This is a genomic window from Massilia sp. Root351 (assembly GCF_001425045.1).
Lineage (GTDB): Bacteria > Pseudomonadota > Gammaproteobacteria > Burkholderiales > Burkholderiaceae_D > Rugamonas.
In genome coordinates this window covers 57,035-76,363 of the sequence record NZ_LMDJ01000032.1, presented here as the reverse complement: position 1 = coordinate 76,363, position 19,329 = coordinate 57,035, and the positions used below count along the sequence as shown (strand labels likewise).

The 19,329-nt window shown below is 64.7% G+C and carries 16 protein-coding genes; 12 read left to right on the top strand and 4 right to left on the bottom strand.

The window, feature by feature from the left end; genetic code table 11:
• Positions 1-72 precede the first annotated feature (72 nt).
• The 4 genes from ASD15_RS23220 (at position 73) to ASD15_RS23205 (ending at position 4,595) form a co-directional block, all read left to right on the top strand.
• Positions 73-1,305 (top strand): RNA polymerase sigma factor, encoded by a 1,233-nt coding sequence (locus ASD15_RS23220; RefSeq protein WP_057157411.1) that lies wholly within the window; start codon positions 73-75, stop codon positions 1,303-1,305.
• Between the two features lie 18 nt (positions 1,306-1,323).
• Positions 1,324-3,576 (top strand): protein-disulfide reductase DsbD, encoded by a 2,253-nt coding sequence (locus ASD15_RS23215; protein WP_082552096.1) that lies wholly within the window; start codon positions 1,324-1,326, stop codon positions 3,574-3,576.
• A gap of 16 nt (positions 3,577-3,592) precedes the next feature.
• The gene (locus ASD15_RS23210) at positions 3,593-4,198 is read left to right on the top strand and encodes a redoxin domain-containing protein (RefSeq protein ID WP_200954072.1); all 606 of its coding nucleotides are present in this window, start codon (positions 3,593-3,595) and stop codon (positions 4,196-4,198) included.
• A gap of 109 nt (positions 4,199-4,307) precedes the next feature.
• Entirely contained in the window at positions 4,308-4,595 is a 288-nt protein-coding gene (locus ASD15_RS23205) for a DUF3144 domain-containing protein (RefSeq protein WP_057157409.1), read from the top strand.
• Between the two features lie 13 nt (positions 4,596-4,608).
• On the opposite strand, the gene ASD15_RS23200 is transcribed toward ASD15_RS23205, so the two are convergent.
• Positions 4,609-5,520 carry a LysR family transcriptional regulator gene (locus tag ASD15_RS23200; RefSeq protein ID WP_057157730.1) on the bottom strand — a complete coding sequence of 304 codons (912 nt, stop codon included), beginning with the start codon at positions 5,518-5,520 and terminating at the stop codon, positions 4,609-4,611.
• Between the two features lie 92 nt (positions 5,521-5,612).
• On the opposite strand from ASD15_RS23200, the gene ASD15_RS23195 reads away from it, so the two are divergent.
• Both ASD15_RS23195 and ASD15_RS31975 read left to right on the top strand, forming a co-directional pair.
• Entirely contained in the window at positions 5,613-6,038 is a 426-nt protein-coding gene (locus ASD15_RS23195; protein WP_057157408.1) for a PACE efflux transporter, read from the top strand.
• A gap of 109 nt (positions 6,039-6,147) precedes the next feature.
• Positions 6,148-6,762: a hypothetical protein gene (locus tag ASD15_RS31975; RefSeq protein WP_082552095.1), complete on the top strand. Its 615-nt coding sequence runs from the start codon at positions 6,148-6,150 to the stop codon at positions 6,760-6,762.
• A gap of 381 nt (positions 6,763-7,143) precedes the next feature.
• Here the strand turns inward: ASD15_RS31975 and lpdA are convergent, their stop codons facing one another.
• From lpdA to aceE, 3 genes are read right to left on the bottom strand one after another with little or no spacing between them, the layout of a single operon-like run.
• The gene (gene lpdA / locus ASD15_RS23190; protein WP_057157407.1) at positions 7,144-8,943 is read right to left on the bottom strand and encodes a dihydrolipoyl dehydrogenase; all 1,800 of its coding nucleotides are present in this window, start codon (positions 8,941-8,943) and stop codon (positions 7,144-7,146) included.
• Positions 8,944-8,952: 9 nt separating this feature from the next.
• Positions 8,953-10,623: a dihydrolipoyllysine-residue acetyltransferase gene (aceF, locus tag ASD15_RS23185; RefSeq protein ID WP_057157406.1), complete on the bottom strand. Its 1,671-nt coding sequence runs from the start codon at positions 10,621-10,623 to the stop codon at positions 8,953-8,955.
• 21 nt (positions 10,624-10,644) lie between these two features.
• Positions 10,645-13,341 carry a pyruvate dehydrogenase (acetyl-transferring), homodimeric type gene (aceE, locus tag ASD15_RS23180; RefSeq protein ID WP_057157405.1) on the bottom strand — a complete coding sequence of 899 codons (2,697 nt, stop codon included), beginning with the start codon at positions 13,339-13,341 and terminating at the stop codon, positions 10,645-10,647.
• Between the two features lie 229 nt (positions 13,342-13,570).
• Between aceE and folD the strand changes: the two genes are divergently transcribed.
• From folD to ASD15_RS23150, 6 genes are all read left to right on the top strand, one after another.
• The gene (gene folD, locus ASD15_RS23175) at positions 13,571-14,416 is read left to right on the top strand and encodes a bifunctional methylenetetrahydrofolate dehydrogenase/methenyltetrahydrofolate cyclohydrolase FolD (protein ID WP_057157404.1); all 846 of its coding nucleotides are present in this window, start codon (positions 13,571-13,573) and stop codon (positions 14,414-14,416) included.
• Positions 14,417-14,447: 31 nt separating this feature from the next.
• Positions 14,448-16,532: a M3 family metallopeptidase gene (locus ASD15_RS23170; protein WP_057157403.1), complete on the top strand. Its 2,085-nt coding sequence runs from the start codon at positions 14,448-14,450 to the stop codon at positions 16,530-16,532.
• A gap of 28 nt (positions 16,533-16,560) precedes the next feature.
• Positions 16,561-17,190 (top strand): glutaredoxin family protein, encoded by a 630-nt coding sequence (locus tag ASD15_RS23165; RefSeq protein WP_057157402.1) that lies wholly within the window; start codon positions 16,561-16,563, stop codon positions 17,188-17,190.
• Between the two features lie 52 nt (positions 17,191-17,242).
• Complete coding sequence (locus ASD15_RS23160; RefSeq protein WP_057157401.1) at positions 17,243-17,668, top strand: DNA polymerase III subunit chi; 426 nt, start codon at positions 17,243-17,245, stop codon at positions 17,666-17,668.
• On the top strand, positions 17,665-18,018 hold the full coding sequence (locus tag ASD15_RS23155; RefSeq protein WP_057157400.1) for a hypothetical protein: 354 nt from the start codon (positions 17,665-17,667) through the stop codon (positions 18,016-18,018). The genes ASD15_RS23160 and ASD15_RS23155 overlap by 4 nt, the downstream gene beginning before the upstream one ends.
• 156 nt (positions 18,019-18,174) lie before the next feature.
• Positions 18,175-19,317 (top strand): branched-chain amino acid ABC transporter substrate-binding protein, encoded by a 1,143-nt coding sequence (locus ASD15_RS23150; RefSeq protein ID WP_057157729.1) that lies wholly within the window; start codon positions 18,175-18,177, stop codon positions 19,315-19,317.
• The last annotated feature ends 12 nt before the right edge of the window (positions 19,318-19,329 follow it).

The window sequence follows — 19,329 nt, the reverse complement described above, 5'->3', positions numbered from 1 at the left end:
CGCCCCCGGCTAGGCGCTGGCACGCGCTTTGCCTTAAGCTAGATCCTTGCGCACAACCCTGACCGATCCGACGTGGCACCACCCGACACCGACACCATCGCGCACGTGCTGTCCCTGTACCGCCCGCAGGCGCTGGCGGCGCTGCTGCGCACCTTCCGCGACCTGGACCTGGCGCTGAACGCCTGGCAGGACGCGGCCATGCGCGCGCGCCTGCTGTGGCCGGGCAACGGCCTGCCGGGCGATCCGCTGGCCTGGCTGGTCGCTTGCGGCCGCAATGCCGGCCTGGCGCCGGTCAGCATGCACGGCCAGGCCCTGTCCGACCCCGACTACGTGGCCGACAGCGTGGACGCCAATATCGGCATCCAGCGCAACGCGGACTTCATCCCGTTTCGCGAGGACACGCTGCGGCTGCTCTATATCTGCGCCAGTCCGGGCCTGCCGCCGTCCTACCAGATCCCGCTGTTGCTGCACCTGGTGTGCGGCCTGGACGTGCAGCAGATTGCGCACGCCTTCCTGATCCGCCAGCCGGCCATGGAACAGCGCATCGCGCGCGCCAAGCGCCGCGTGGCCGAAACCGGCACCTCGTTCGAGCAGCCGGCGGCGCACGAGCGCGCCGAGCGGCTGAAGACGGTGCTGGCCATGGTGTACCTGCTGTTCAGCGAAGGCTACGCGTCAAGCAGCGGCCGGCAGTACATCCGCATGGAGCTGTGCGAGGAGGCCATCAGGCTGGCGCGCCTGCTGGCGCGCATGTTCCCGCACGACGGCGGCGCGCTGGGGCTGGCCGCGCTGCTGATGCTGCAGCACGCGCGCGCCGGCGCGCGGGTGGACGCCAGCGGCGCGCTGATCCTGCTGGACGACCAGGACCGGCGGCGCTGGAACCAGGCCCTGATCGAGCAGGCGCTGCCCATGGTGGACACGGCGCTGCATTGCCGCGAACTGACGCCCTACCAGATCCAGGCGGCGGTGGCGGCGGTGCACGCGCAGGCCGAGAACGCGGCCGACACCGACTGGGCTGAAATCGACCGCCTGTACGCCGTGCTGCAAGTGGTGCACCCCTCCCCCATCGTGACCCTGAACCGGGCGGTGGCAGTGGACAAATTGCGCGGACCAACGGCGGCGCTGGTGCTGATCGATCCGCTGGCGGCGGAGTTGTCCGGCTACGCATATTATTTCAGCGTGCGCGGCATGCTGCTCAAGCGCCTGGGGCGCAACGGCGACGCGCAAGCGGCCATGCTGCGCGCGCGCGAGCTGGTCAACAGCGCGCCGGTCGCCAGCCATATCGATATGACGCTGAATCTGTTGTGACGGAGGGCTCAGGCCTTGATGCGTAACGTAAAGTTTCTTGCTGCCGTGCTGGCAGCCGCCCTGATGTCCGCACCACCGGCGCGCGCTGCGGCGGCCAACGACAGCGCCGCAGCGGCCGCCAGCATCAGCGCAGCCGCAGCGACTACTGCCACTGCAGCCACGGCCGCCGTGGTCACTGAGCACGTGCGGGCCGAGCTGCTGGCGCACGCGCCGCAGGGCCTACAGCCCGGCAAACCACTGTGGCTGGGCCTGGCGATCGAGCATCAGCCGCACTGGCACACCTACTGGAAGAATCCGGGCGACTCGGGCCTGCCGACCACGCTGTCCTGGACGCTGCCGCCCGGCTTTGCGGCTGGCGAGATCGCGTGGCCAACGCCGCAGCACTTGCCGCTTGGCCCGCTGCTCAACTACGGCTACGAAGGCCGCGTGCTGCTGCCGGTGCCGGTGACCGTCCCAGCCGGCTATGCAGGCAAGACGCTGGGCGTCAAGCTGCATGCGGAATGGCTGGTGTGCAAGGAGATCTGCCTGCCGGAATCAGGCGACTTTCACCTCACCATCCCCGTCGACGCGCCCGTCAGCGCGCACCAGGCGCTGTTCGACGCGGCGCGCGCCGCCGCGCCGCTAGCCTTGCCGCAGGCCAGCGCCAGCGCCCGCGTGGACGGCAAGGCGCTGGCCATGGAGATTCGCGGCCTGCCCGCAGCCGCGCAAGGCCAGCCGCTGCGCCTGATGGTGGAAGACGCGGGCGTCATCGATTACGCCGCCAAGGTGGACCAGCGCTGGGCGGATGGCCTGCTCACGCTGCGCGTGCCGCTGTCGGCGCAGCGCAGCGAAAGCCCCGCCGCGCTGCACATCGTCCTGAAAGCCGCCAGCCAGCCCGCAGGATGGGCGCTGCCGGTCACCATCGCTGGCGGCTGGCCCGCCCCTGGCTCGGCCGGCACCAGTGCGGCTGCCCCTGCGGCTGCCCCTGCTGCGGCCCCTGCACCAGCAACAGTCCCGGCATCCGCCGGCAGCGCGCCCGCCTTCCTGCTCACGCTGTTGTTCGCCTTCCTCGGCGGCGCCATCCTGAATTTGATGCCCTGCGTGTTCCCCGTGCTGTCGCTCAAGCTGGTCAGCCTGGCGCAGCACGGCAGCGAACGCGAACAGGCGCGCAATCAGGCAATCGCCGGCGGCCTTGCCTATACTGCCGGCGTGGTGCTGTCGTTCGCCGCGCTGGCCGGCCTGCTGCTGGCCCTGCGCGCGGGCGGCGAGCAGCTGGGCTGGGGCTTCCAGCTGCAGTCGCCGCTTGTGGTGTTCCTGCTGGCCGCGCTGTTCACGCTGATCGGCCTGAACCTGGCGGGCGCATTCGAGTTCGGCACCATGCTGCCCAGCGCGCTGGCCAGCTTCCGCGCCCGCAACCGCCTGCTGGACGACGCCTTGAGCGGCGCGCTCGCGGTGGCGGTGGCCTCGCCGTGCACCGCGCCCTTCATGGGCGCCGCCATGGGCGCCGCGCTAACGGAATCGGCCCCGAAGGCGCTGGCCATCTTCGTGGTGCTCGGCCTCGGCATGGCGGCCCCCTATCTGGCGGCATCCTGCTGGCCGGGCCTGGCCCGCGTACTGCCGAAACCGGGCGCGTGGATGCAACGCTTCAAGGTGCTGATGGCCTTCCCCATGTTCGCCACCGTGGTGTGGCTGGCCTGGGTGCTCGGCCAGCAGACCGGGATCGACGGCATGACCGCTGCACTGGCCATGCTGGTGGCGCTGGCCTTCGCCGCCTGGACCTTGGGCACGCCGGTGCGCCGGCCCCGCTCGCGCGTGCTGCTGGGAGGTGCAGGCCTGCTGACGCTGGCGGCGGCAGTCGGCACCGCCGGCCCGCTGCTGCGCGCCGGCGATGGCAGCGTTGGGGCGGCCAACAGCGCAGCGAATGGCGCGAAGAGCGCATCCTTGGCTGGCGCGCGCTGGTCCGCCTGGTCCGAAACGGCAGTGGCGCAAGCGCGCGCGGCAGGCCAGCCGGTGTTCGTCGACTTCACCGCCGCGTGGTGCGTCACCTGCCAATTCAACAAGCGGGCGGCATTGGCCGATGCCAGCCTGCTGGCGGACTTCGAGGCCAGGAACGTAGTACTGCTGCGCGCAGACTGGACCCGCCGCGATCCGGCCATCACGCAGCAACTGGCCCGGCTGGGCCGTAACGGGGTGCCGGTGTACGCGCTGTACGCCCCCGGCGACGCCCCGCCGCAGTTGCTGTCCGAACTGCTGACGGTGGAACAAGTAAGGACGGCTTTAAACCAACTCTGACCTGAAAGGAAATCGCATGAAAACCCTGACGTTGACAGCAGCATTGATCGCAGGTTTGACGGGCAGCGCACTGGCCATGGCGCAAGCGGTGGTGGGCCAGCCCGCCCCGCTGTTCACCGGGGTGGATACGGCCGGCAAGGCGGTCTCGCTGGACAGCCTGAAAGGCAAATACGTGGTACTCGAATGGGTCAATCCCGACTGCCCCTTCGTGCAAAAGCACTACAACAGCGGCAATATGCAAAACACGCAGAAGCACGCGGCCGGCAAGCAGGTGGTGTGGCTGTCGGTAAGCACCAGCGCCGCGCCGGACGGCGACCCGAAAGCGGCGGCGTCGCTGGCCAGCTGGGCCAAGGAGAAGAAGGCCACGGCCAACGCCATCCTGGTCGACAGCGGCAAGATCGGCCGCGCCTATGGCGCGCGCACCACGCCGCATATGTACCTGATCGATCCGGCCGGCAAGCTGGTGTACGCCGGCGCCATCGACAGCAAGCCCAGCGCCAACGCCGCCGATATCCCCGGCGCCAGCAACTACGTGGTGCAAGCCATCGACGAGGCCACCGCAGGCAAGCCGGTCAGCAAGCCGGTGACCCAGCCCTACGGCTGCTCGGTGAAATACGGCTAGCCTGCCGCGCCGGCCGTCCACAAGGCGGCGCCTGCGCGCGCCGCCGCTCGACTAATGCGCCGATTCGTGGCAGGATGCCCACTCGTTTAAATTATTTCCAGAGACATCCATGACTACCCCTACCTCCGACGAACAATTCTGGCAACTTGTCGACGCCTTCATCAACCTGGCCAACGACAAGGCCCAGACCCTGGACCGCAACACCATCGGCCCGGCCATCCTGTTCGCGGCCACCCGTTTCAACGCCTATATGCTGGCTGTCTCGACCGGCAACCAGGAAGCCTTCGCCCAACAGAAGGACGCTGCCATCCAGTACTACAAGGAGCAACACGAGAAGATGCTGAACGATAACTTCGGCGACTTCGAAGTGAACTTCGAGAAATACCGCACCAAGTAATCCGCCGCCCGGCCTAGTCCTGCGCCGGGCGCGCCTCCAGCCCCGAGATATCCTTCATCAGGGCGATCAGCCGCTTGGCCCCCAGGCCGAGCGGTTTGTCATTCAGCCACACCACATCCACCCATAGCCGCACCTGGTTGCTCATGTGCTCGAAGCCGATGCCGAGCAGCTCGCCCGCGTCCACCAGCGGCGCGGCCAGCCGTTTCGGCAGGTAAGCCCAGCCCAGTCCCGCCTGCACCAGTCCCAGCGTGGCCAGGTGGCTGTCGGTGCGCCATACCTTGCGCGAGATGAGGATGCGTTCGTCCTGCGCCTGCGTGTCGCGGCTGGCGATGGCGATCTGGCGAATGTCGACCAGGTCTTCCCAGCGGAAACTGCCGTTGCGGCCCCGTGCCTGCGGATGTTGCGGCGAAATCACCGCCACCAGCACCTCGCTGCCCAACTCCTGGAAATCCTCGCGCTCGTCCACCCGCTGGCGCTCGTAGATCAGCGCCAGCTGGGCCTCGCCCTGGTGCAGCATGCGCAGCGCGTCGGCCTGCGGCGCCGAACGCACCTCGACCTCCAGCGACGGGAATTCCTCCGCCAGCCGCGCCAGCGGATGGCTCCACGGCGCCGACAACAGTTCCGGCGCAATCGCCAGCGTCAGGCGCTGCTCCAGGCCCCGGTGCAGCGACAAGGCGTGCGCCTGCAGGCGGCGCAGCTGGCCGGCCATCTGGCGCGCCTCGGCTTCCAGCGCGCGCGCCATCTCGGTCGGGCGGGCGTTGCGCGAACTGCGCTCGAACAGCTGCAGGTCGAGTTCCGCTTCCAGTTGCGCCACCGCCATGCTGACGGCCGACGGCACCCGGCCCAGCGTGCGGGCCGCCGCAGAAAATGAGCCGTGGTCGAGCACGGCAAGGAAGATGGCGACGTTGTCGCTGGAGAAAGCCATACGCCACATACTGTCAGAAAAACTGATGGCTGTCGACTTTTTCAATCAAAAAAACATCGATACCATGGCGCCACTGAATCAAGGGGAAAGCCATGCAAGGAATCAAGCGAAAAGTCGTCTACGTGTCGTTGTTTGAACTGATCGCCGTCGGCCTCACCAGCAGCGCGCTGATGCTGCTGGGCGGACACGACGCCGGGCACGCGGGCATTGCCGCCGTGGGCTCGTCGCTGACGGCGGTGGTGTGGAACCTGATCTACAACTCGCTGTTCGAAGCGTGGGAAGCGCGCCAGGCCACGCGCGGCCGCAGCGTGAAGCGCCGGGTGGCGCACGCGCTTGGCTTCGAGGGTGGCCTGGTGCTGGTGCTGGTGCCGCTGTTCGCGTGGTGGCTGAACATGTCGCTGTGGGACGCCTTCGTGCTGGACCTGGGCCTGGTGATCTTCTTCATGGTCTACACCTTCATCTTCAGCTGGACCTTCGACCGGGTATTCGGCCTGCCCGCTTCGGCGATGGCCCGTTGAACCTTTGAGCGCTTAGCTTGGCCGGGATCAACGCCCTGAACCACGCCCCCCGCTAGGCTTTGAACTTCCACCGACATCGGCGCGCTAAGCCGAAAAATGGAGGTTCGACATGGCGACAAGCCATCTCGCGCGCAAGCAGGCAAGTGCGCATGAAAATCGAGCTGGCAAGGAATTAAGCGGCGCGCAATGGGCGCGACGCTTTCCAGGCAGTAGAGGCACCAGTGACCTTAGCGGCACTTTCCGTCATGCCGTGGAAGATTTTATAGCCGCCATGGCTGAAGCCGGCATCAGGGTCAAAATGGATGCCACATACCGGCCCACAAAACGATACGACCTGATGCATTGGGCTTGGCGCATCGTGAATGACAAAGCCGACGTCAGCTCGATTCCTGCCATGGGAGGCGTGGATATCGAATGGCAGCATCCGGCAGGTGCCGACACAGTGCGGGCAGCAGAGGACATGGTCGGTGCGCTGTCGATACGCCGACTGCGCACGAGACCCGCGCTTCGCTCCCAACATAACTTGGGCCTGGCAATAGACATGTCGCTGTCCTGGCATGGAACAGTTTCAGTGAAGGACGCAAACGGCAAGTTGGTAACGATCAGAACAATGCCTCGTACCGGAATGAATCGGCAGTTGATCGAAATCGGCGCCACATATGGCGTGAAGAAATACGGTGGTGGCGGCCGTGATGTCCCTCACTGGTCGAACAACGGACGCTAATACGAGGGGGGAGCAATGAGGATTAAAACAGTGGTCCTGCTTGCGTGCCTATCGGCCCCCGCAACCGTATTCGCCAAAAACACAACTCCGCAGGATGTGCAGGCATTCATACGTAACGCCAACGCTTGCGAACATTTTGCGGGAGAGTTTGACGGCGGGTTGAGCGAAAAGCGGCAGCGGGAAATCGAGCGGTCCGTCGTCAAGCACTGCCAGACTGCGCAAAAACAACTTGAGCAGCTAAGCGCCAAATACAGGAAGAATCCCCGCGTGACGAAAATAATTCGCGCTCACGCAAACGATTCGGTTGCCGGCTTTCGATGAGCCGGACAGGCGCGTCGCGGGTGTAAAAAAACCCGCCGTGGCGGGTTTTTTGTTTGCTGCTTAGCGCTTGCGCGGTGGCGGCAGATCGGTGCAGACGCCTTCGTACACTTCGGCGGCCATGCCGATCGACTCGCCCAGGGTCGGGTGCGGGTGGATCGTCTTGCCGATGTCGGTGCCGTCGCAGCCCATTTCGATGGCCAGCGCGATTTCGCCGATCATGTCGCCGGCGTGCGTGCCGACGATGGTGCCGCCGATGATGCGGTGCGTTTCAGCGTCGAACAGCAGCTTGGTGAAGCCTTCGGCGCGGCCATTGGCCACGGCGCGGCCGCTCGCTGCCCAAGGGAAGTGGCCCTTCTCGACCTTGATGCCCTTGGCTTTCGCTTCGTCTTCGGTGATGCCGGCCCATGCCACTTCCGGATCGGTGTAGGCCACCGATGGAATCACCTTCACGTCGAAGTGCGACTTCTGGCCTGCCGCCGCTTCTGCCGCAACGTGGCCTTCATGCACCGCCTTGTGCGCCAGCATCGGCTGGCCCACCAGGTCGCCGATGGCGAAGATGTTGGGCACGTTGGTGCGCATCTGGCTGTCGACGTTGATGAAGCCGCGGTCGGTGACGATCACGCCGGCTTTGTCGGCGGCGATCTTCTTGCCGTTCGGGCTGCGGCCAACGGCCACCAGCACCATGTCGTAGACCTGCGGGGCTGGCGCGGTGGCGCCGGCTTCCGCTGCTTCGAAGGTGACCTTGATGCCTTCCGGCAGGGCCTCGACCGCGACCGTCTTGGTCTTGGTCATGATGTTGTCGAAGCGCTTCTCGTTGAACTTCTGCCAGACCTTGACCGCGTCGCGGTCGGCGCCTTGCATCAAGCCATCCATCATTTCGACCACGTCGATGCGCGCGCCGAAGGTGGAGTAGACGGTGGCCATTTCCAGGCCGATGATGCCGCCGCCGATGACCAGCATGCGTTTCGGGATCTGGCGCAGTTCCAGCGCGCCGGTCGAATCGACGATGCGCGGATCTTCAGGCACGAACGGCAGCTTCACAACCGCCGAACCGGCGGCGATGATGGCTTGCTTGAACTGGACAACCTTCTTGCTGCCGTCCTTGGCGGTGACTTCGATGTGGTTCGCGCTCAGGAACTGGCCGACACCGGTAACGACTTGCGTCTTGCGGGCTTTGGCCATGCCGGCCAGGCCGCCGGTCATGTTCTTGATGACGCCTTCTTTGTAGGCGCGCACCTGGTCGATGTCGATGGTCGGCTTGGCGAAGGTGACGCCGGTCTTGGACATGTGCGCGGTTTCGTCGATCACGGAAGCCACGTGCAGCAGCGCTTTCGACGGGATGCAGCCCACGTTCAGGCACACGCCGCCCAGCGTTTCGTAACGCTCGACGATCACCGTGTTCATGCCCAGGTCCGCAGCGCGGAAGGCAGCCGAGTAGCCGCCAGGACCGCCGCCCAGCACCATCATGTCGCAGTCGATGTCGACCTGGCCGGCATAGCTGCCACCGGCTGGGGCGGCGACCGGTGCGGCCGGTGCGGCAGCAGCCGGAGCCGCTGCGGCGGCCGGTGCCTGAGCTGCGGCCGCAGGCGCAGCAGCAGGTGCGGCTGCGGCGGCTGCGCCGGCGGCTTCCTCAACCACCAGCAGCACAACGCCTTCCTTCACTTTGTCGCCGAGCTTGACCTTCAGTTCCTTGACCACGCCGGCGTGCGACGAAGGCACTTCCATGCTGGCCTTGTCCGATTCGACGGTGATCAGCGACTGGTCGACCTTGATCGTATCGCCGACCTTGACCATCACTTCAATCACTTCAACTTCGGCGAAGTCGCCGATGTTGGGGACTTTGACTTCCACTGTGCTCATGGTCGCTCCTTACAGCAGAATTTTGCGCATGTCGCCGAGCACTTCGCTCAGGTACACGGAGAAGCGGGCCCCCATCGCGCCGTCGACCACGCGGTGGTCGTAGGACAGCGACGTACCCATCATCAGGCGCGGCTGGAAGGCTTTGCCGTCCCACACAGGCTTGATCGACGCTTTGGACAGGCCCAGGATGGCCACTTCCGGTGCGTTCACGATAGGCGTGAAATGCGTGCCGCCAATGCCGCCCAGCGAGGAAATGGTGAAGGTGGCGCCTTGCATGTCGGTCGGCTTCAGCTTGCCTTCGCGCGCTTGCAGCGACAGTTCGGTCATTTCGCGGGCGATCTGCGAAACGGACTTCTGGTCGGCGTTCTTCACAACCGGTACCACCAGGCCATTCGGCGTATCGGCAGCGAAACCGATGTTGTAGTACTTCTTCAGGATCAGGTTTTCGCCGTTTGCGTCCAGCGAGGCATTGAAGGTCGGGAACTTCTTCAGCGCGGCGACCGATGCCTTGATCACGAAGGCCAGCATGGTCAGCTTGGCGGCATCCTTGTTCTTGGCGTTGGCGTTGTTGGTCTCGACGCGGAATGCTTCCAGGTCGGTGATGTCCGCGTCGTCGAATTGCGTGACGTGCGGGATCTGGACCCAGTTGCGGTGCAGGTTGGGACCGGAGATCTTCTTGATGCGCGACAGTGGCAGCAGTTCGGTTTCGCCGAACTTGCTGAAGTCCAGCGACGGCCATGCCAGCACGTTGAAGTTGCCGCCGCCCGAGGAGGCTGGCGATGCGGCGCCGGCAGGCGCTGCCACGGTACCGGCCATCACGCCCTTGACGAAGTTCTGCACGTCCTGCTGGGTGATGCGGCCTTTCGGACCGCTGCCAGGCACTTTGCCCAGGTCCACGCCCAGTTCACGGGCGAACTTGCGGATCGATGGCGATGCGTGCGCCAGCTTGCCAGTGGTGACCGAGCCTTGCGATGCGGCCGGAGCGGCTGCGGCTGCGGCTGGTGCCGGCGCAGCGGCCGGTGCCGGCGTCGAGGCAGCAGCCGGTGCAGCGGCGGCAGGTGCAGCGGCCGGTGCAGCAGCGGCAGCGCCGCCCGAAGCCTCCACCACCAGCACAACCGTACCCATGGCAACCTTGTCGCCCAGCTTGACTTTGACTTCCTTGACCACGCCGGCATGAGACGACGGAATCTCCATGCTGGCCTTGTCCGATTCAACGGTCAGCAGCGACTGGTCCACCTTGATGGTGTCGCCAACCTTGACCATCACTTCGATGACTTCCACTTCCTTGAAGTCGCCGATGTCCGGCACTTTGACTTCGACCGGACCAGCCGAGGCGGCCGGCGCAGCGGCAGCCGGAGCCGGAGCAGCGGCGGCAGGCGCTGCCGGGGCAGCAACAGCGGCAGGGGCGGCGGCCGGTGCGGCGGCAGGAGCGGCGGCTGCGCCATCAGCTTCCAGCAACAGCAGCAGCGAACCTTCGGCAACCTTGTCGCCTACCTTGACCTTGATTTCCTTGACCACGCCGGCGGCGCTCGAAGGAATCTCCATGCTGGCCTTGTCCGATTCAACGGTGATCAGCGACTGGTCTACTTTGATGGTGTCGCCGACTTTGATCATCAGCTCGATGATTTCAACTTCCTTGAAATCGCCGATATCCGGGACTTTAACTTCCACAATGCTCATAGCGTTTGCTCCGTATTCTATTTATTGGGTCACCGGATTTGGCTTGTTCGGGTTCAGGCCGTACTTGACGACTGCCTGCTCAACCACGGAAGCCTCGATCTTGCCTTCTTCAGCCAGCGATTTCAGCGCAGCGACCGTGATGTAGTAACGGTTCACTTCGAAGAACTCGCGCAGCGCGGCGCGGGTGTCCGAGCGGCCGAAGCCGTCGGTGCCCAGCACGCGGTAGGTGCGGTCTTTCGGGATGAAGGCGCGGATCTGCTCAGCAAAGGCACGCATGTAGTCGGTGGTCGCCACGATAGGACCGGTGGTGTCCTTCAGCAGGTTGGCCACGTACGGCACGCGCGGTTCCTTGGTCGGGTTGACCAGGTTCCAGCGTTCGGCGTCCTGGCCATCGCGCGCCACCAGGGTCAGCGACGGAGCGGACCACACGTCGGCGGCGATGTTCCAGTCGTTCTTCAGCAGCTCTTGTGCGAACAGCGATTCGCGCAGGATGGTGCCGGAGCCGATCAGCTGCACGCGCTGCTTGAGCGACTTGTCGCCTTCCTGCAGCAGATACATGCCCTTCAGGATGCCCTCTTCCTGGCCCGGCTTGATGCCTGGGTGCGGATAGTTCTCGTTCATGATGGTGATGTAGTAGAACACATCCTCCTGGTTCTCCACCATGCGGCGCAGGCCATCCTGGACGATCACTGCCACTTCGTGGCCGAAGGTCGGATCGTACGGCATGCAGTTCGGCACAGCGGCTGCGAACAGGTGGCTATGGCCGTCTTCGTGCTGCAGGCCCTCGCCGTTCAGCGTGGTGCGGCCGGCGGTGCCGCCCATCAGGAAGCCACGGGCGCGCATGTCGGCGGCAGCCCATACCAGGTCGCCGATACGCTGCATGCCGAACATCGAGTAGTACGTGTAGAACGGGATCATCACGCGGTTGTTGGTCGAGTACGAGGTCGCCGCGGCGATCCACGAGCTCATGCCGCCGGCTTCGTTGATACCCTCTTGCAGGATCTGGCCGGCCTTGTCTTCGCGGTAGTACATCACCTGGTCTTTATCGACCGGCTCGTACAACTGGCCTTGCTGGTTGAAGATGCCGACCTGGCGGAACAGGCCTTCCATACCGAAGGTGCGCGACTCGTCGACCAGGATAGGCACAACGCGCGAACCGATGCTCGGGTCCTTCAGCAGCGTGGTCAGGATACGCACGAAGGTCTGGGTGCTCGATACTTCGCGGCCTTCGGCGGTCGCGTCCAGCACGTTCTGGAACGCGGACAGCGGCGGCACGGTCAGCTTCTCGTCCGCCTGCATGCGGCGCTGCGGCAGGTAGCCGCCCAGCGCGGCGCGGCGCTCGTGCAGGTACTTGATTTCAGGCGCGTCGTCGGCCGGCTTGTAGAACGGGATGTCGGCCAGCTGGTCGTCCGGGATCGGGATCGAGTAGCGGTCGCGCATTTCGCGCACGGCTTCGTCGGTCAGCTTCTTGGTGTTGTGCGCGGTGTTGCGCGCTTCGCCGTGCTTGCCCATGCCGAAGCCCTTGATGGTTTTCACCAGCAGGACGGTAGGCTGGCCCTGGTGTTCCTGGGCGACCTTGAAGGCGGCGTAGATCTTGTGCGGATCGTGGCCGCCGCGGGTCAGGCGCCAGATGTCGTCGTCGGTCATGTTGGCGACCATTTCCAGCAGCTTCGGATGCTTGCCGAAGAAGTGCTTGCGCACGTAGGCGCCGTCCTTGGCCTTGTAGTTCTGGTATTCGCCGTCGATGGTTTCCATCATGACTTTTTGCAGGATGCCTTCCTTGTCCTGCTTCAGCAGGGCATCCCAGCCCGGACCCCAGATGACTTTGACCACGTTCCAGCCGGCGCCGCGGAAGTCGGCCTCCAGTTCCTGGATGATCTTGCCGTTGCCGCGCACCGGGCCGTCCAGGCGCTGCAGGTTGCAGTTGACCACGATGACCAGGTTGTCCAGCTTCTCGCGTGCGGCCATGCCGATGGCGCCCAGCGATTCCGGTTCGTCCATCTCGCCGTCGCCGCAGAAGGCCCAGACCTTGCGGCCGGTGGTGTCGGCGATCGAGCGGGCGTGCAGGTACTTCAGGAAGCGCGCCTGGTAGATCGCCATCAGCGGGCCCAGGCCCATGGAGACGGTCGGGAACTGCCAGAAGTTCGGCATCAGTTTCGGGTGCGGATACGACGACAGACCCTTGCCGTCGACTTCGCGGCGGTAATGGGTCAGTTGTTCTTCGGTCAGGCGGCCTTCCAGGAAGGCGCGGGCGTACACGCCGGGCGAGGAGTGGCCCTGGATGTACAGCAGGTCGCCGCCGTGGGTGTCGCTCGGCGCTTTCCAGAAGTGGTTGAAGCCGATGCCCAGCATGTTGGCCAGCGAAGCAAACGAGGACAGGTGGCCACCGAGGTCGCCGTCCACGCGGTTGGCCTTGACCACCATGGCCATGGCGTTCCAGCGCATCCACGAACGCAGCTTCTCTTCGTATTCCAGGTTGCCCGGGCAGTGCTGCTCGAGGTGGGCGGGGATGGTGTTGACGTAGGCGGTGTTGGCCGAGAACGGGATGTCCGAGCCGCTTTGGCGGGCCAGGTCGATCAAACGTTCCATCAGATAGTGCGCGCGGTCCGGGCCTTCATTTTCCAGGACGGCTTGTAGCGCCTCCAGCCATTCTTTGGTTTCTTGCTTATCAGAATCGTTGGCCGTGAGTGCCGTGACCTGGTCAAGTTGAGGTGCCATGCGGTGAGTCTCCTAGTGTGAATGCCCGGATCGCTATCGGACGGTGCGTCGTGATTATTTACTAAGACTTCGGATTAGTGTGAAGATTCTAACAGCGATTTCCTGATTTTTCAAATTACGATAAAACGTTTCATATTATGGGATACACCTAGATTCCGGCTCCCGCGGCAGGGCCGCCGGGACGCTCCGGCCTTATAATTCTGGTTTTCCTTCCCACCTCTCCAAAATCATGTCTGCTCAACTGATCGACGGTATCGCCCTCTCCCAAAAACTGCGCGCTGAAATCGCGGAACGCGCCGCCAAACTCACCGCCCAGGGCAAACAGCCCGGCCTGGCCGTGATCCTGGTCGGCGAAGACCCGGCCTCGCAGGTCTACGTGCGCAACAAGGTAAAAGCCTGCGGCGATGTCGGTTTCCATTCGGTGCTGGAGAAGTACGAGGCCGACCTGAGCGAAGCGGCCCTGCTGGCGCGCATTGCAGCGCTGAACGAAGACCCGGCCATCCACGGCATCCTGGTGCAGATGCCGCTGCCCAAGCACATCAACCCGCACAAGGTGATCGAAGCCATCGCCACTGCGAAAGACGTGGACGGCTACTCGGTGCTCAGCGCCGGCGAGCTGATGACCGGCCTGGAAGGCTTCCGCCCCTGCACGCCGTACGGCTGCATGAAGCTGATCGAGTCCACCGGCGTGGACCTGCGCGGCAAGCACGCTGTCGTGATCGGCCGCAGCAACACGGTCGGCAAGCCGATGGCCCTGCTGCTCTTGCAAGCGAACGCCACCGTCACCATCTGCCACAGTGCCACCCCGGACCTGGGTCTGTACACCCGCCAGGCCGACGTGGTGGTGGCCGCAGTCGGACGCCGCAACACGCTCACCGCTGATATGGTGAAGCCGGGCGCCATCGTGATCGACGTGGGCATGAACCGCGACGACGCGGGCAAACTGTGCGGCGACGTGGATTTCGCCAACATCAAGGAAGTGGCTTCGCACATCACGCCGGTACCTGGCGGCGTGGGCCCGATGACCATCACCATGCTGTTGATGAACACCATCGAGTCGGCCGAGCGCAAATAATCAAGGCTTTTTAGGCCACATTGGACGGACTATGACTACTGACGCACTGAACAACCCCCTGCTGGATTTCACCGGCCTGCCCCGCTTCGACGCCATCCAGGCCGAGCACGTCACGCCGGCCATCGACCACCTGCTGGAAAAAAGCTACGCCGTGGTCGCGTCGCTGGAAGCGCCGACCGACGAGGTAACGTGGGACAACTTCGTGGCGCCGCTGGAAGACTCGTCGGAGCTGCTGGGCCGTGCGTGGGGCGTGGTCAGCCATCTGAACAATGTGGTCGACACGCCCGAGCTGCGCGCGGCCTACAACGAAAACCAGCCGAAGATGACCGAGTTCGGCACCGCCGTGGCGCAAAACGAGGCGCTGTTCGCCAAGTACAAGGCGCTGCGCGCCAGCGCCGCGTTCGAGGCGCTGGACCCGGCCCGCAAGCGCATCATCGACAACGCCATCCGCGACTTCCGCATGGGCGGCGCGGAACTGCCGGCCGAACAGAAGGAGCGCTTCGCCGCCATCCAGGAAGAACACGCGGCGGTCTCGACGCGCTTCTCGGAAAACGTGCTGGACGCCACCAACGACTATAAATTGACGGTCGAGAACGAAGCCGACCTGGCCGGCCTGCCGGACGATGTGAAGCAGGCCGCCAAGGCGCTGGCCGAAAAAGAAGGCAAGGCCGGCTGGATGTTCTCGCTGCATTTCCCTTCCTACTACCCGATCCTGCAATTCGCCGACAAGCGCGAACTGCGCGAAACCGTCTACCGCGCCAACGCCACCAAGGCTTCCGAGCTGGGCGACGCGTTCAGCAAGCGCGAGGACTGGGACAACACGCAAAACATCGTCACCCTGCTCAAGCTGCGCGACGAGGAAGCCAAGCTGCTGGGCTACAAGAACTTCGCCGAAGTGTCGCTGGTGCCGAAGATGGCGAAAGACCCCGAGCAGGTGATCGCCTTCCTGGAAGACCTGGCGCGCCGCGCGCGGCCGTACGCCGAGCAGGACTTCGCCGAGCTGAGCACCTACGCGAAAGACGAGCTGGGCATCGGCCAGCTGCAAGCCTGGGACATCCCCTACGCGTCGGAAAAACTGCAGGAAGCGCGCTACGCCTTCTCGGCCCAGGAAGTGAAGCAGTACTTCCCCGAGCACAAAGTGGTCGACGGGCTGTTCCGCCTGATTTCCTCGCTGTTCTCCGTCACCATCGCGCCGGACGACGCGCCGGCCTGGCACAAGGACGTGCGCTTCTACCGCATCGAGCGCGACGGCAAGCTGGTGGGCCAGTTCTACCTCGACCTGTACGCGCGCGCCGGCAAGAGCGGCGGCGCGTGGATGGACGACGCGCGCGGCCGCCGCCTGGGCGCGAACGGCCAGCTGCAAACGCCGGTCGCCTATCTGACCTGTAACTTCACCGAACCTGCCGTGATCGACGGCACGGTACAGCCATCGCTGTTTACGCACGACGAAGTGATCACGCTGTTCCACGAGTTCGGCCACGGCTTGCACCACATGCTGACGCAGGTCAACGAGCTGGGCGTATCCGGCATCGCCGGCGTGGAATGGGACGCGGTGGAACTGCCGTCGCAGTTCATGGAAAACTTCTGCTGGGAATGGGAAGTGCTGAGCCACATGACGGCCCACGTGAGCACCGGCCAAGCGCTGCCGCGCGCGCTGTACGACAAGATGCTGGCCGCCAAGAATTTCCAGTCCGGCATGCAGACCCTGCGCCAAGTCGAATTCTCGCTGCTGGACATGCATTTGCACTACGATTTCCAGCCCGACGGCGGCAAGTCCGTGCAACAGGTGATCGACGAGGTGCGCGCGCGCTTCGCCATCGTGATCCCGCCGGCGTTCAACCGCTTCCAGAATTCCTTCGGCCACATCTTTGCCGGCGGCTACGCGGCCGGCTACTATAGCTATAAGTGGGCAGAGGTCTTGTCCGCCGACGCCTACGCGGCCTTCGAAGAAGCGCAGGCGCTGGGCCAGGACGCGGTGTCCGAAACCGGCAAGCGCTACCTGCGCGAAATCCTGTCGGTGGGCGGCTCCCGCCCGGCGCTGGAATCGTTCACGGCCTTCCGCGGCCGCGAACCGAGCATCGACGCGCTGCTGCGCCACAGCGGCATGGCGGCATAGCGGCATAGGGCTGAACAGGGAGAACGGCATGCAGGCGCGGTTCAAGATATTGGCGAGGTTGGCGGCATGGGCGTTGCTGGCGTGCGCAGGCACGGCCAGCGCGCAGATGTACAAGTGGAAGGACGCCAGGGGCGTCACGCACTACACCGACACGCCGCCGCCGGCCAACGCGGTGCCGCTGAAAGCCTTCAGCACCGCCGCCAGCCAGCCGGCCCTGCCGGCGGAACTGGCGGCCGCCGTGCAAAGCCGTCCCGTCACGCTATACACCACGGTCAACTGCGCCGGCTGCGACCAGGGCCGCACCCTGCTGCAGGCGCGCGGCATTCCCTACACTGAAAAAACCGTCAATAGCGTGGAGGACCACGCGGCGCTGAAACGTGCCGGCAGCGCGGGCCAGCTGCCGCTGCTGCTGATCGGGCGCGGCAAGCAGATCGGCTTCGAAGCGGACACCTGGACCACGCTGCTGTCCGAGGCCGGCTACCCGGCGCAGGCCATGCTGCCGGCCGGCTACGGCAACCCGGCCCCCGCGCCGGCGGCGCCTCCGCCCGCCCCGTCCGCCCAGGAGCGCGCACTGGCTGCCGCAAAAGCCGCCGCCGAGCAAGCACAACGCGAACGACGTTTGCCGCCGATCAACGCAGCGCCGGATTTCCGTTTCTAAACTCCCGCTACGGTTAAAATGCTGGACCGACATTCGTATTGCCAGTCCAGCCATGACCCGTATCGATTTCCACACCAACGTTCCCGACAAGATCGCCTACGCTTGCCGCCTGGTGCGCAAGGCATACGCCGCGCGCAACCGCATCGTCCTGATGACGGACGATATGGAGCAGTTGGCCGATCTTGACGAGGCGTTGTGGAGTTTTTCGGGCATCGACTTCCTGCCGCACGTGCTCAGCAACGACCCGCTTGCGCCGGAAACGCCCATCGTGCTGGCCTGCAGCGACGATGCGGAGTTGCCGCACAGCGACCTGCTGGTCAACCTGTCGCGCCGCACGCCGGCCAGCTTCCCGCGCTTCCAGCGCGTGATCGAGGTCGTCTCATCGGAGGAAACGGACGCGGCGGCGGGCCGCCGGCGCTACGTGTCGTACAAACAGCAGGAATACCAGCCCACCCACTTCGTCGCCAATAAATCATGAGCCTCGTCCGCCCTTTCGATGCCTCCATTCCCGTCCTGACCGAAGTGCTGGACGACCAGCCGGCGCCGGCCGAAGCGCCGGCAGTGCAGGTCGCGCCACAGCCGCAGCCGCAAGGCGGTGAATGGCAGGCGCTCGAACGCCAGCTGTGCGAGCGCGTCCTGCAGCAACTGCAGTCGCGCGTGGACTTCGTGCTGGAGCAGCGCATCAAGGACAGCATGGAGGAAGTGCTGGGCAGCGCGCTGCGCGGCCTGACCGCCGAAATCCGCAGCGGCCTGCACGACACGCTGTCGAAGATCGTCACCCGCGCCGTGGCGCAGGAATTGACGCACCTGCAGGCGCAAAAAAAATAATCGCGCGCCGCGCCGATTAGTATCAATTTAGCCAAATTGCACAAAACCATTGCTTCCTGCTTTGCGTAGCGGATAATTTGTTGTACCTTCTCGTGCAGCAGAACCAGAAGTGGCGTTCATGAGACGCCGCCGTTACTAATCCATCGGAGAATGTTCATGCAGTTCAACACCAAGTTGATTCCATTTGCCATCGCTATGGCTTTCGCAGGCAGCGCAGGCGCACAGGAAATTATCAAGATCGGCCACGTCGGCCCAGTCTCCGGCCCCTCTTCCCACCTCGGCAAGGACAATGAAAACGGCGCCCGCATGGCGATCGAGGACTTGAACGCAAAGAACCCGCAGATCAACGGCAAGCCGGTGAAGTTCGTGCTGCAGGCCGAAGACGACGCCAGCGATCCGAAGCAAGGCACCACGGTGGCGCAGAAGCTGGTCGACGCCCACGTCAACGGCGTGGTCGGCCACCTGAACTCCGGCACCTCCATCCCCGCTTCCAAGATCTACTCGGACGCCGGCATTCCGCAGGTGTCGCCAGCCACCACCCAGACCAAATACACCCAGCAGGGCTTCAAGACCACCTTCCGCATCGTCGCCAACGACGCCAAGCTGGGCGGCACGCTGGGCGCCTACGCCGTGAACAAGCTGGGCGCCAAGAAGATCGCCGTGATCGACGACCGCACCGCCTACGGCCAGGGCGTGAAGGACGAGTTCGTTAAAGGCGCGACCAAGGCCAAGCCCGGCGTGCAGATCGTCGCCAAGGAATTCACCAACGACAAGGCCACCGACTTCAACGCCATCCTGACCTCCATCAAGGCCAAGAATCCGGACCTGGTGTTCTTCGGCGGCATGGACTCGGTGGGCGGCCCGCTGCTGCGCCAGATGAAGGCGCTGGGCATCAACGCCAAGTACATGGGCGGCGACGGCCTGTGCACCGACGCGCTGCCGCGGCTGTCCGGCGACAACGCGCCGGAAAGCGTGGTCACCTGCGCCGAAGCCGGCGGGGTCGGTCCGGAACTGCAGAAGAACATGGACGACTTCCGCGCCCGCTACAAGAAGAAATACAACCAGGAAGTCCAGCTGTACGCGCCCTATGTGTACGACTCGGTGATGCTGATGGCGCAGGCCATGATGGACGCCAAATCGGCCGACCCGGCAAAATACCTGCCTTACCTGGCCAACATCAAGTACCAGGGCGTGACCGGCCTGATCACCTTCGATTCGAAGGGCGACATCAAGGATGGTTCGCTGACCTTGTTCACCTACAAAAATGGCGTAAAAACCAAAACGGAAGTCATCAAGTAAGCTTTCCCCCGA

What these genes read in the sequence shown, in the direction of transcription:
- folD (WP_057157404.1), top strand. Translation starts at nt 13,571, where the DNA reads ATGTCTGCTCAACTGATCGACGGTATCGCCCTCTCCCAAAAACTGCGC.
- lpdA (WP_057157407.1), bottom strand. Translation starts at nt 8,943, where the DNA reads ATGAGCACAGTGGAAGTCAAAGTCCCCAACATCGGCGACTTCGCCGAA.
- ASD15_RS23170 (WP_057157403.1), top strand. Translation starts at nt 14,448, where the DNA reads ATGACTACTGACGCACTGAACAACCCCCTGCTGGATTTCACCGGCCTG.
- ASD15_RS23150 (WP_057157729.1), top strand. Translation starts at nt 18,175, where the DNA reads ATGCAGTTCAACACCAAGTTGATTCCATTTGCCATCGCTATGGCTTTC.
- aceE (WP_057157405.1), bottom strand. Translation starts at nt 13,341, where the DNA reads ATGGCACCTCAACTTGACCAGGTCACGGCACTCACGGCCAACGATTCT.
- ASD15_RS31975 (WP_082552095.1), top strand. Translation starts at nt 6,148, where the DNA reads ATGGCGACAAGCCATCTCGCGCGCAAGCAGGCAAGTGCGCATGAAAAT.
- ASD15_RS23200 (WP_057157730.1), bottom strand. Translation starts at nt 5,520, where the DNA reads ATGGCTTTCTCCAGCGACAACGTCGCCATCTTCCTTGCCGTGCTCGAC.
- ASD15_RS23205 (WP_057157409.1), top strand. Translation starts at nt 4,308, where the DNA reads ATGACTACCCCTACCTCCGACGAACAATTCTGGCAACTTGTCGACGCC.
- ASD15_RS23210 (WP_200954072.1), top strand. Translation starts at nt 3,593, where the DNA reads ATGAAAACCCTGACGTTGACAGCAGCATTGATCGCAGGTTTGACGGGC.
- ASD15_RS23155 (WP_057157400.1), top strand. Translation starts at nt 17,665, where the DNA reads ATGAGCCTCGTCCGCCCTTTCGATGCCTCCATTCCCGTCCTGACCGAA.
- ASD15_RS23215 (WP_082552096.1), top strand. Translation starts at nt 1,324, where the DNA reads ATGCGTAACGTAAAGTTTCTTGCTGCCGTGCTGGCAGCCGCCCTGATG.
- ASD15_RS23160 (WP_057157401.1), top strand. Translation starts at nt 17,243, where the DNA reads ATGACCCGTATCGATTTCCACACCAACGTTCCCGACAAGATCGCCTAC.
- ASD15_RS23195 (WP_057157408.1), top strand. Translation starts at nt 5,613, where the DNA reads ATGCAAGGAATCAAGCGAAAAGTCGTCTACGTGTCGTTGTTTGAACTG.
- aceF (WP_057157406.1), bottom strand. Translation starts at nt 10,623, where the DNA reads ATGAGCATTGTGGAAGTTAAAGTCCCGGATATCGGCGATTTCAAGGAA.
- ASD15_RS23165 (WP_057157402.1), top strand. Translation starts at nt 16,561, where the DNA reads ATGCAGGCGCGGTTCAAGATATTGGCGAGGTTGGCGGCATGGGCGTTG.